This is a genomic window from Pseudarthrobacter equi (assembly GCF_900105535.1).
In the GTDB taxonomy this organism is placed as follows: Bacteria; Actinomycetota; Actinomycetes; order Actinomycetales; family Micrococcaceae; genus Arthrobacter; species Arthrobacter equi.
In genome coordinates this window covers 3,639,325-3,651,439 of sequence record NZ_LT629779.1, presented here as the reverse complement: position 1 = coordinate 3,651,439, position 12,115 = coordinate 3,639,325, and the positions used below count along the sequence as shown (strand labels likewise).

At 65.3% G+C, this 12,115-nt stretch carries 10 protein-coding genes and 1 pseudogene; 10 read left to right on the top strand and 1 reads right to left on the bottom strand.

The window, feature by feature from the left end; all coding sequences use genetic code 11:
* Positions 1-646: 646 nt before the first annotated feature.
* From galU to BLT71_RS16560, 7 genes and pseudogenes are all read left to right on the top strand, one after another.
* Positions 647-1,537, top strand: coding sequence for a UTP--glucose-1-phosphate uridylyltransferase GalU (galU, locus tag BLT71_RS16595; protein ID WP_091722441.1), 891 nt, complete (start codon positions 647-649; stop codon positions 1,535-1,537).
* A gap of 174 nt (positions 1,538-1,711) precedes the next feature.
* On the top strand, positions 1,712-2,536 hold the full coding sequence (locus BLT71_RS16590; RefSeq protein ID WP_091722438.1) for a response regulator transcription factor: 825 nt from the start codon (positions 1,712-1,714) through the stop codon (positions 2,534-2,536).
* 669 nt (positions 2,537-3,205) lie between these two features.
* Positions 3,206-4,420, top strand: a pseudogene (locus BLT71_RS16580) (thiamine pyrophosphate-dependent dehydrogenase E1 component subunit alpha); the annotation flags it as partial.
* A 15-nt stretch (positions 4,421-4,435) separates the two neighbouring features.
* The gene (locus tag BLT71_RS16575; RefSeq protein ID WP_091724098.1) at positions 4,436-5,557 is read left to right on the top strand and encodes an alpha-ketoacid dehydrogenase subunit beta; all 1,122 of its coding nucleotides are present in this window, start codon (positions 4,436-4,438) and stop codon (positions 5,555-5,557) included.
* Between the two features lie 5 nt (positions 5,558-5,562).
* Complete coding sequence (locus BLT71_RS16570; protein WP_091722435.1) at positions 5,563-7,101, top strand: dihydrolipoamide acetyltransferase family protein; 1,539 nt, start codon at positions 5,563-5,565, stop codon at positions 7,099-7,101.
* 405 nt (positions 7,102-7,506) lie between these two features.
* Positions 7,507-8,322 (top strand): MBL fold metallo-hydrolase, encoded by an 816-nt coding sequence (locus BLT71_RS16565; RefSeq protein ID WP_091722432.1) that lies wholly within the window; start codon positions 7,507-7,509, stop codon positions 8,320-8,322.
* 203 nt (positions 8,323-8,525) lie between these two features.
* Positions 8,526-9,458, top strand: coding sequence for a lipid kinase (locus BLT71_RS16560; protein ID WP_091724096.1), 933 nt, complete (start codon positions 8,526-8,528; stop codon positions 9,456-9,458).
* Positions 9,459-9,541: 83 nt separating this feature from the next.
* Here the strand turns inward: BLT71_RS16560 and BLT71_RS16555 are convergent, their stop codons facing one another.
* Entirely contained in the window at positions 9,542-9,826 is a 285-nt protein-coding gene (locus tag BLT71_RS16555; RefSeq protein ID WP_091722430.1) for a hypothetical protein, read from the bottom strand.
* 193 nt (positions 9,827-10,019) lie between these two features.
* Between BLT71_RS16555 and BLT71_RS16550 the strand changes: the two genes are divergently transcribed.
* From BLT71_RS16550 to BLT71_RS16540, 3 genes are read left to right on the top strand one after another with little or no spacing between them, the layout of a single operon-like run.
* Positions 10,020-10,394 carry a GntR family transcriptional regulator gene (locus BLT71_RS16550; protein WP_091722428.1) on the top strand — a complete coding sequence of 125 codons (375 nt, stop codon included), beginning with the start codon at positions 10,020-10,022 and terminating at the stop codon, positions 10,392-10,394.
* A gap of 22 nt (positions 10,395-10,416) precedes the next feature.
* Entirely contained in the window at positions 10,417-11,376 is a 960-nt protein-coding gene (locus tag BLT71_RS16545) for an ABC transporter ATP-binding protein (protein WP_091722426.1), read from the top strand.
* Positions 11,373-12,113, top strand: a complete 741-nt coding sequence (locus tag BLT71_RS16540) for a hypothetical protein (RefSeq protein ID WP_091722423.1) — start codon at positions 11,373-11,375, stop codon at positions 12,111-12,113. Before BLT71_RS16545 ends, BLT71_RS16540 begins: the two co-directional genes overlap by 4 nt.
* Positions 12,114-12,115: the final 2 nt, after the last annotated feature.

The following is a 12,115-nucleotide window of genomic DNA, read 5'->3' as shown; positions in this document are numbered from 1 at the left end:
CAAACCGGCACCCATTACGGGAGCCGAAGTTCATCAACCTCATTAGATGAAGGCCAGCGGATGAATGCACGAGTAATGAGTACTCAGTTTCATTTTGGCCCAATACTTGGTTGTTTCGAAGACCTGAAAAACAGCATCTATTCGGTGTCCGTCGAGTTCCGGAAAGTAGGAATAATTCACGCGGTCCCGCATCCATCACCCTCTGCTGGCGGCGGTCCGCGTCTCCAGCTAATCAGGGACTTCTCAGAATTTTCTTTACTCAAGATCAAGGTTTCTGAAATGTGCAGCGAATTCTCAGTATTTCCTCAGCGCCGGCGCAAATCGCCCACTAGGCTGGTATCACCGCAGGTCAGCGACATCTAGGGTGCGCTGACGTGGTGAGTGCGGTTGAATTTCCTGAGGGTACCGCACCGGCGCCCTGAGAGTGCGCCAGAGCCGGAGCTTGCCTTGTGATTAACGTCTCTCGTCGTCTTGGGATTGTAGTGGTAATCACCTATTGACGCGCGCTAATACAAGGATTCCGTGGGAAATCCCCGGGCTGCCATCCAGGCCTTGCTGACCAATGCTGTTACGCATGTGAATATTGTCATTTCTGGAATGATCAACCGGATTGTAAGTTTGCTGACTTCGTTTATATGGTTCTCCCATGACTATGGGGAAAGCTGTTACTAAAGCCGTCATTCCTGCTGCCGGATTGGGAACTCGCTTCCTGCCCGCCACCAAGGCGATGCCAAAGGAAATGTTGCCGGTGGTGGACCGTCCGGCCATCCAGTACGTGGTGGAAGAAGCCATCAAATCCGGCCTGGACGACGTCCTGATGATTACGGGCCGCAGTAAGCGCGCCCTTGAAGACCACTTCGACCGGGCACCCGGCCTCGAACGCGTGCTGGAGGAAAAGGGCGACAGCACCAGGCTGGAGTCGGTCCAGTACGCGTCGGATTTGGGGCCCATCCACTACGTCCGCCAGGGCGAAGCCAAAGGCTTGGGGCACGCCGTGCTCTGCGCCAAGCAGCATGTGGGGGAGGAGCCCTTCGCGGTTCTCCTGGGTGACGACCTCATTGATGAGGCCGAGGACCTGCTGAGCACCATGATCGATGTGCAGCAGAAGACGGGCGGTTCAGTCATCGCCTTGATTGAAGTTGATCCGGCCCAAATCAGTGCCTACGGCTGCGCGGCCGTCACCGCTGTGGAGGGTGAGGAGTACGTCCGGGTAGACCGCCTGGTGGAAAAGCCGGCTGCAGCCGAAGCCCCTTCCAACCTCGCCGTGATCGGCCGGTACGTGCTGCACCCGTCCGTCTTCGGAGTCCTTGAGAACACGGCACCGGGCCGCGGCAACGAAATTCAACTGACCGACGCGTTGCAGACCATGGCTTCCGAGGGCGGTGAAGGCCCCGGCGTGTACGGCGTCGTCTTCAAGGGCCGCCGCTTCGATACCGGTGACAAGCTCAGCTACCTGAAAGCCGTCATCACCCTGGCGTCTGAGCGGGTGGAATTCGGCGAGGACCTGAAGACCTGGATCAAGGACTTCATCAGCTGAAACATTTGCCGCCGCAACCATCCGCGCCATGAGCGGCGTCGAATGCGGTGAGAAGTACCAGGCAGCCGGCTCCACTGCGGTTGCTTGAAGCCAGGCGGCAGCCGCCGGCATCAGGGCAGGAGACACTTGGATCAGACCCCACGCCGAGGCTCCACGACGTAAGGGGGAACGATTTTGGGGGAGCGCGGCGTAGCCGTAGTCATCGAGGACGACGGTGTCATCCGAACAGCACTGACTGACATTCTCAGGCAGTCAGGCTTTGCCGTGCACCCAACGTCCTCGGGGTCCGAGGGCATTTCGAAGGTGATCGAACACAAGCCCGACATCGTCACTGTCGATATCGGCCTGCCAGACTTTGACGGGATTGAAGTCTCCCGGCGCATCAGGACCTTCAGCGACGCCTATGTGATCATCATCAGCCGGCGTGCAGACGAAGCGGATGCGCTCATGGGGTTTGAGGCGGGAGCGGATGACTACCTCATCAAGCCTTTCCGGAAACGGGAACTCATTGCCCGGGTCCGGGCAATGTTCCGCCGGCCCAGAATCATGCGCCAGCTCCCTGGCGTTAGTTCCGTGCCGGTCAGCCAGGGAGCTTTGGTTCTCGCGGGATCAGACAGGATGGACGCCCTCCCGGGGGCGGCTGATGTCCAGGGGTTGCCCGTTGAGCCTGCCGGCGGCTTCGACTTCGCCCATCAGGGACTGGCCCTCCATGAAGGCACCAGGCAGGTGACGGTTGATGGCATTCCCATCAGCCTGACAAGGAGCCAGTTCGACATCCTGCTGGTCCTCATGGAAAACGGACGAACAGTCCAGACCAAGTCCGATCTGGTGCGGCGGCTCCGCAACGAGCCATACACCTCCGGGTCCTTCGTCAGTGCCAAGGAGGAGCGCGCCGTGGAGGTGCAGGTCAGCAACCTGCGCAAGCGGCTCGGGGAAAGCTCCAGGCGACCCCGGTGGATCGAGACGGTGCACGGCGTCGGGTACCGAATGACCCCCTAGCCCGAAAAGCGAGATTCCCAACAGGTCCGTGCCCTGGCGGCATGCCTTCCATTAAACGATGTAGGCGGGCGCCTATCCTAGGCTCTCGAACACCATAGTTGCCTGGATCCGGTCGCCACCACCGAGTCCCTTACTTCCACTGCTGGACGTAGTTATGGTGTGCAGACGCTAGCCCTTGGCTGCCTGGTCGTTGATGGTCTTCTCAAGAGAAGTCAGATTGCCGGATCCGGTTCCCCAAAGCTTTTCCTTGAGGATTACCTGCAGTACGACGTAGTGCATAGGTCTGCGCCCTTTCAGTCCCGCTCAGTTGCGGCCAAAGCTTCTCGACACCTCGGCGTGGTCCTTCGAAGCGTAAATGACGGAACCGTACCGGAATCGATGACGTGCCGTCAGCGCGCTGCGATCGCGGATGCTGACATGCGACGAGGGGTGGTTCGTTCTTCGGAAGCAGAGCCCCCCAGGAGTCCTGGCGGCCTACCAGCGGCTTCCGCCCGCCCACGGCCCCGCCATTTCGTCCACAACCGCTGCCGTAACCCAGCTCACATTTACAAATCGTCTCTCAGTCTAGGTCCCTTGATACAACTTCTCCACGATTTCCGCAGCTGCTGGATACGAAACTGGCCCCGGGTCAATACTTGGAAGGAATAGTGGCAACAGAAGGACAGACCAATGACGATCTCCGCGAACCACACGGCCCCGGATACCGCCGGCGCCGCCCCGGCACGGACGCAGCCGGACAACGCACTCACCGAGGCGGTCAAGAAGTTCGGCATCACCGCCGAGGACTACATGCTGCCCGCCCGGCACCAGATCCAGATGGTGGACCCGGAAGGCCGGCTCAAGGACAAGGGTGAGCAGGGCGCCGAACCCGGCCACGAATACCCCGTACCCGGCGATACGGAACTGCTCGCTGCATACGAAAAGCTCGTCGTCGGCCGCCGTGTCAACGACCAGAACTCCGCCCTGGTCCGGCAGGGCCGCATGGCCGTCTACCCGTCCAGCCACGGCCAGGAGGCGTGCCAGGTGGCCGCCGCCCTGTGCCTCGGGGACAGCGACTGGATGTTCCCCACCTACCGCGACGCCGTGGCCGTGATGACCCGCGGCGTGGACCCCGTCCAGGTGATGACCATTTTCCGCGGCGACTGGCACGGCGGCTACGATCCGCTCCAGTACAAGGTGGGCATCCAGTCCACCCCGCTGACCACGCAGCTGCTGCACGCCGTCGGCGTTGCGCACGCCGCCAAGCTCCGCGGCGAGGACACCGTGGTGCTGGCCATGTGCGGCGACGGCGCCACCAGCGAAGGCGACTTCCACGAGGCCCTCAACTTCGCCGCCGTCTTCCACCTGCCCGTCATCTTCTTCGTCCAGAACAACAAGTACGCCATCTCGGTGCCGTTGGCGCACCAGTCCGTGGCGCCGTCGCTCGCGCACAAAGCCGTGGGCTACGGCATGGCGGGCGAACGCGTGGACGGCAACGACGTGGTGGCGCTCCTCGCCGTCCTGGACCGCGCCGTCGCCCTGTGCCGCGACGGTTCCGGCCCGCTGCTGGTGGAGGCCAATACCTACCGCATGCAGGCGCACACCAACGCCGACGATGACACCCGCTACCGGGAAAGCGCCGAGGTTGCCGAGTGGCGGGCCAAGGATCCCGTGAACCGGATGCGGACGTACCTCACGGACCAGGGGATTTTGGACGACGACGGCGAGGCCCGGATCCGTGCGAAGGCTGAGGCGGTTGCCGCGCAGCTGCGCGAAGGCCTCAGCGAGGACGTGCCCGTGGACCCGCAGGAACTCTTCCGCCACGTCTTCGCCCAGCAGACCTCGCAGCTGAAGGAACAGTCCGACATGCTCGCCGACGAACTCGCCCGCGACGCTGCATCCACAACTGGAGGCCGGCAAGTGAGCCCCACCGTCACCACCTCGTCCGAGGCCAACGGCAACGTTTCCGCCGCCACCGCCCGGGCTGCCGCCTCCGCCGCGGCAACCGCCGATGCGTCCGGCCCGCAGCCGGTCACCATGGCCAAGGCCCTGAACACCGCCCTGGCCGATGCCATGCACGCCGATTCCTCCGTCCTGATGTTCGGCGAGGACGTAGGGCTCCTGGGCGGCGTCTTCCGCATCACGGACGGCCTCACCGCCACGTTCGGCGAGCAGCGCTGCTTCGACACCCCGCTGGCCGAGTCCGGCATCGTGGGCATGGCCGTGGGCATGGCGATCAACGGGATGCGCCCGGTGATCGAGATGCAGTTCGACGCGTTCGCGTACCCGGCGTTCGAACAGATCGTCAGCCACGTGGCCAAGATGCACAACCGCACCCGCGGCACCGTGAAGCTGCCCCTGGTGATCCGCATCCCGTACGGCGGCGGCATCGGCGGCGTGGAGCACCACTGCGATTCCTCCGAGGCCTATTACGCCCACACCGCCGGCCTGAAGGTCTACACCCCCGCCACCGTGGCCGACGGCTACCGGATGCTCCGCGAAGCCATCGACTCGGACGATCCCGTCGTCTTCATGGAGCCCAAGAAGATGTACTGGACCAAGGACTCCGTGGACCTCGCCGAGCTCCGCCGCCAGCACGAACTTTCCAAGGAAGGCACGACGGCGGGACGTGGCTCGGAGGGGAGGGCCGCCGTCGCGCGTCCCGGCACCGACGCGACGCTGATCGCGTACGGCCCGTCCGTGCCCACCGCCCTGGCCGCGGCCGAGGCCGCTGCGCTGGAGGGGCGCTCGCTGGAGGTGATCGACGTCCGGACCATCGTGCCGTTCGACGACGCGACTGTTTGTGAGTCGGTGCGGAAGACCGGCCGGGCCGTGGTGATTGCCGAGGCGCACGGGTACGCGTCCGTGGCCTCCGAGATCGTGGCCCGGGTGCAGGAGCGCTGCTTTCACCACCTGGCAGCCCCTATCCGCCGCGTGACCGGGTTCGACGTGCCCTACCCGGCGCCGAAACTCGAGAAGTATTACCTGCCCGGCGTGGACCGTATCCTCGACGCCGTTGACGACCTGCAGTGGGAGAACTGATTTCTATGAGCGAGACGCGTGTGTTCCTGCTGCCGGACCTGGGCGAAGGGCTGACCGAGGCCGAACTGGTGTCCTGGCATGTTGCTGTTGGCGATTCGATTGAGGTGGACCAGCCCATCGCCGAGGTGGAGACGGCCAAATCAGCTGTTGAGGTCCCGTCCCCCTACGCCGGGATCGTGGCCGAGCTGCACGGCAAGCCGGGGGAGACCCTGGACGTGGGGAAGCCGCTGATCTCGGTGACGCCTGTTTCCTCGGTTCCCACCGCAGATAATGCCGCCCCCGCCCCTTCGCCGGACGGCCATGCTGCAAGCAGCATGCCGTCCGGCTCCGACAGGCCCGATGCCACTCCCGGGGCGGCATCATCCGCGGCGACTGCGGCCGAGGCGGCAGCCGAGACCTACCGGGAAGAAGAAAAGGCCGGATCCGGGAACGTCCTGATCGGCTACGGAACCCCGGGTGGGCATGCTGCTGCCAAGCGGACGCGGCTGCCGAAAGCTTCCGTCTCCGTTCTTGAGCCGGCCGAAACCCAGCCTGCGGACAAGGCCGCTGACGACCTCACGCTCCTGCGCACCCGAGTCCCCGGCAAGCTGGGGGCTGTCATTTCCCCGCTGGTCCGGCGGATGGCCCGCGAGCATGGCGTGGACCTGGGGGAGCTGCACGGTTCCGGGGAGAGCGGCCTCATCATGCGCCGCGACGTGGAGAAGGCCATCAGTGCTCCCGTGGCTGGGCCTGCCGAAACCACGCCTGCCGCGTTGGTAAAGCCTGTCGAAACCAAGCCCGCACCGGTGGTTGAGCCTGCCGAAACCAAAGAAACCCAGGGGCGTGACGCCCGCACGGGGCTCGCGATCTCCACCCGCACGCCGGTTCGGGGAGTCCGGAAGGTCGTGGCCGCCACCATGTCCCGCAGCCGGTCGGAGATCCCGGAAGCCACGGTGTGGGTGGACGTGGACGCCACCGGGCTGATGGAACTTCGGGAAGGCATGAAGGCTGGCGGGGCCGCGGTTCCGGGTCTGCTGGCCTTCATCGCCCGTTTTGTCACAGCCGGGCTAAAAAAGTATCCGGAACTGAACACGCGGATTGAGTCTGCTGAGGACGGGTCGCAGGAGATCATCGGGTTCGACGGCGTCAACCTGGGCATTGCCGCGCAGACCGACCGGGGACTTGTGGTTCCCTCGGTCCGTTCCGCCGAGAAGCTGAGCGCCCGCGAGCTGGACGCGGAGATCCGCCGGCTGACCGACGTCGCACGCGAAGGCAAGGCGACCCCCACGGAGCTGGGCAGCGGCACCTTCACGCTGAACAACTACGGTGTGTTTGGCGTGGACGGCTCGGCGGCGATCATCAACCACCCCGAGGTGGCGATCCTGGGCGTGGGCCGGATCATCGACAAGCCGTGGGTGGTGAACGGCGAGCTGGCGGTCCGCAAGGTCACCGAGCTGACGCTGACCTTCGACCACCGAGTCTGCGACGGCGGCACAGCGGCAGGCTTCCTCCGCTTCGTGGCCGACGCCATCGAAAACCCCACCACCCTCCTCGCGGACATCTGACCCCCACCGACGCGCGCTCACTTGTGGTGGTGTTTTTCCAAACGCGCGCTCACTCGTGGTGGTCTTCCCGGCTCACATATCCGCTGAATGAACTTTTTCCTCTGGAACCCTTTACGCCCGGGTGGCAATCGTTTTAGAGTCGGTTCTGTCATAGTCCGGATGGACGCCAGAGGCGTTCGGGAAGGGGGAGTGCATCACCGCTGACCATAATCTGAAGACAAATGATCACTACGTTGAAGGCCCCTCCTAGGAGGGGCCTTCCCCTTGTCCGGAGACTTCCTGATTCGGGCCACCCCCGGTAGGCCTGGGGCCCTGCGGGCGTGGCCCCGGGCTCAGCCAAGGACCCATGGGTACAATCGACGACTACACGAACGCACACTGCTTTGCCGGAGGTACGGAGAAACAATGTCGGAATGGCTTGAGGTCGGCGCGGACAACTACGTGCTGGTCACCGAGGGATCGCTGCTGAACACCGGACTGATCGTCGGGACCGAACGGGCCATGGTGATCGACACCGGCTGCGGCCCACGCCAGGGCAAGGAAATCCTGGACGCGGTCAGGGAAAAGACCCAGCTGCCCCTCGTCGTCGTCAACACCCACGCGCACTACGACCACTTCTTCGGCAACGCGGTGTTCGCCGAAGCCGGCGTCACGGAATTCTGGGGCCACGAGAACTGCGCCACCGAGATCGACCAGCGCGGTGACCTGCAGCGGCGCTTCGTCGGCACGCTGGAACCGGAGATGTCCACCGGCGAGGGCGAGAACGTGGAGCTCGTGGTGCCCAACGCCATCGTCCGCGACCAGCCCGTGCTGGTGGACCTCGGCGGCGTCACCGCCACACTGTTCTACCTGGGCCGCGGCCACACCGACGGCGACCTGCTGGTGGGCACTCCCACCACCTTGTACGTGGGCGACCTCGTGGAACAGGGCGCCCACCCGTCCTTCGAAGACTCGTTCCCCGAGGAGTGGGCGGACGCGCTCCGGCACATCTCGGCCCTCCGCCACCGCTACGAGTACCTGATCCCCGGGCACGGGAAGCCGTGCAGCGACCAGTTCGTCAAGACCATGGCCAACACGCTGACCACCGCCGTCCGCCAGGCCCGCCAGTCCATCCGGGACACCCCGGACGACGCCACCAAGGCGATCCCCGTGCTGCCCTATGGGCCGGAACAGTCACGCTGGTTCATCAAACGCCTCCAGGAAACCCACCGGGAGTACTGACCAAGCGGGCACCCGTTGACGCGAGAAACCCCGCGGGGGATATCACTTTCCGCGGGGCTCTCTGCAGCCTCCGTACCCAGCGGGCGGCTTCCCTAACGGGCGTCGCCCTTGAGTTTCAACGGGTCCAACAACCGGCATGCCGGGGCGGGGCGCACAGGAAACATGCAGGGCCCTCCCAGCTCCGCCACCCTAGGATGGAGCCCATGAAGGCTGCCCGAGGTGCCCGGTCCGTTGCCGTGGTGATAAATGCCGGGGCACGGCTCGGTGCCGCGGCTCCGGACCAGGCGGTGGACATGCTGCGGAACGCGGGCCTGCCCGTCACTGCCGTGCACCGGATCCTGTCCGGCACGGACCTGGCCGGGACCCTTGACCGCGTGATGGCCGAGAACCACGACCTGGTGGTGGTGGGCGGCGGCGACGGTACCGTGTCCTTCGCTGCCGGACGGCTCGCCGGGACCGGCACCGTGCTGGGCGTCCTCCCGCTGGGAACAGCCAACGACCTCGCCCGCACCCTGGAGATTCCCAGTACCCTGCCCGCCGCCTGCGCCGCGCTCGCCGACGGAAGAGTGGTGGACATCGACCTTGGCCGGGTCAACGGCCAGCCCTTCCTCAACGTCGCCTCTGTGGGCCTCTCGGTGGGCGTCACCGAAACCCTCAGCCCCCGGCTGAAGCGCCGCCTCGGCCCGCTCGCCTATGCCGTCGCCGCCGTCCGCGCCTACGCCCGGCACCAGCCGTTCCGGGCACGCCTCGAATTCCCCGGGGGAGACCACCAGGCCATCGAGCTCGAGAACCTGCTGCAGGTGGCCGTGGGCAACGGCAAGCACTACGGGGGCGGGAATGCCGTCTCACCCACCGCCGGCATCGACGACCACACCCTCGACATCTACGCCATCCCCGGTGCACCGCTGCGCGAACACATGCGCATCGCCCGGCTCCTCAAGGACGGCAGCTTCGTGGAACGCAGCGACGTGCACCACGCGACCACCCAGCGCGTCCGGCTGGTCACCGATCCGCCCATGCCGGTCAACCTCGACGGCGAAATCGCCACGGTCACGCCCGCGGACTTCACGATCGAGCGCAACGCCGTGCACGTCGTGGTGCCGCGGGGCAGCACCGCCGCGGTACTGGACGGGTAGCCCGCCCCGCGCCGCTTTCTTGAGGCGGCCAGCGTCAAACGGAAACGTACGACGGCGGCCGCGCGCCGCCGTCGTACGTCTTCTCACGTGAAGGTGGGTCCGCCGTCCGCGGCCAGGAACGCGTCCAGCTCCGCCGACTGGTGCGCGGCGAACGCCTTGTCCGCGTTGGCCTTGGTGCTGGCAAGCACCGGTATCTCGAGGCGGGTGTGGCAGCCGCGGCAGCGGATCTCGTGCGTCCACACCCAGCTGTACGCGGAGTGGATTTCCCTGACCTGCTGCAGTGCGGACGTGATTGCTTCCGTTGTGGCCACAAAGTGTGCCGCGTCCTCGCTGCTGAGGCTGCTACCAATTCCGATGTCGATGCTCATCGTCGCCTCTTTTCCGTAATAGCCGGATGGTGCTGTTGACAGTAGTGGCTGTTTCCCGGCTTAGGAACTGCCCGGAGGTCACGGTTGCCTAACACCCGGGCGCCGGGAGGCTGAACAGGAACGTTGCGTCTTGACGACGGCCTACTTCCATGGTTAGTTAGTCAAGTAAGTAACCAACTGGCCGGGAGGTCGCCTGATGGACGAAGGCAAACCACTCTTCGTGCAGATCGCCGAACAGGTCGAAGCCTCGATCCTGGACGGAAGCATCGCCGAGGAGTCACAGGCGCCGTCAACAAACGAGCTCGCCGTGTTCCACCGCATCAACCCGGCAACTGCGGCCAAGGGCGTGAACATGCTCGTGGACAAAGGCGTGCTGTACAAGCGCCGGGGCATCGGCATGTTCGTTGCCCCGGGTGCCCGCGAACTCCTGCTCAAGGAGCGCCGCAGCGATTTTGCCGAACGGTATGTGCAACCCCTGCTGGCCGAAGCCCGCAGGATCGGGCTCGGGCCCGAAGACGTCGCGGACCTGGTCCGCACCGGTGCCGGCGCTGAACCGGCAAAACCATAAACCTGCCAGATCGAAGGACGCGATGAACTCCGTAATACAGGTCAGGAACCTCACCAAGCGATACAAAGACGCGCTCGCCCTGGACGGTGTCAGCTTCGACATCGAGCAGGACGCCATCTACGGCCTGCTGGGACGCAACGGCGCCGGCAAGACCACCGCCATGTCCATCCTCACGGCCCAGAACCTGCCCACCAGCGGCGAGGTGCGCGTGTTCGGCGAGAACCCATACGAGAACGCCCGGGTACTCAGCCGCATGTGCTTCGTCCGGGAAAGCCAGAAATACCCGGACGACGCCACCCCGCGCCACGCCTTCGCGGCCGCCCGGCTGTTCTTTCCCCGGTGGGACCAGGGCCTGGCGGACGAACTCATTGACGATTTCCAGCTCCCGCTGAAACGGACCATCAAGAAGCTCTCCCGCGGGCAGCTCTCGGCCGTAGGGGTCATCATCGGCCTGGCATCCCGGGCGGAGGTCACCTTCTTCGACGAACCGTACCTGGGCCTCGACGCCGTGGCCCGGCAAATCTTCTACGACCGGCTGCTGGCAGACTACGCCGAAGTCCCGCGGACCATCCTGCTCTCCAGCCACCTCATCGACGAAGTATCCAACCTGATCGAACGGGTGCTCCTGATCGACGACGGCCGCATCATCATGGACGAATCGGCCGATGACGCCCGCGCCCTCGCCACCAACGTGGTGGGCGACGCCGCCGCTGTGGAGCGGGTGGTGAACGGCCGGGAAGTCATCCACCGCGAAGGCCTGGGCCGCGTGGCATCCGTGACCTTCCTGGGCCGCCTGGATGGCGCCGAACGCGCCGCGGTTGTTGCCGACGGCCTCGAACTGGCGCCGGTCTCACTGCAGCAACTCATTGTCCGCCTCACCCAGCATCGCTCAGCCGGGCGCCCGGACGGCTTCAGCTCCCGCACCAACACCTCTGGCACGAACACCTCAGGCGCGGATACCCAGGAAGGAAGCCTGCGATGACAACCCTTGATCCCGGCGCAGCACTGCAACACCAGGTGCCGCGCAACCGCATGCTCAACGTTGTCCGGCTGCAGTTCGTCAACACCCAGACGTTCATCTGGGTGCCGGCGCTGGTGCTGGGCGGCTCGTGGGTCCTGTCCATGATGATCTTCTGGATCATCGGCGGCGCCGGCGTCACCGAGGTCAAAGCCGGCGGCGGTTCGCAGGCACCCCTGTGGTACTTCCTCGCCATCGGCATCCAGGCCATGACCATGACCTTCCCGTTCTCCCAGGCCATGAGCCTCACGCGGCGCGAGTTCTTCCTGGGCTCCCTCGCGGCGGCGGCGGTCAGCGGGCTGGGCATGTCCCTGGTGTTCGTGCTGCTGGGCCTGTTCGAGCAGGCCACCGGCGGCTACGGCATCAACGGATACTTCGCCTACCTGGACTGGGTATGGGCGTCAGGGCCGTTCGCCGCCGCACTGACCTACTTCACGGCCACCATGTTCTTCTTCACTATCGGCTTCTGGTTCGCCACCATCTTCAAGCGGTTCGGCGCCCTGGGGCTCACCATCGTCCTGCTGGCGCTGGGCCTCACACTGGTCGGGTCCATCGCGCTGGTCACGTTCCAGCAGGCCTGGCCGGCAGTGGGCCAGTGGTTCACGGACACCGGAGCCCTGGGCCTGACGCTGTGGGCCATCCCGGTCACCGGGCTGCTCGCCGTCGGTTCCTACCTCACCCTGCGCAGGATGCCCGCCTGAGT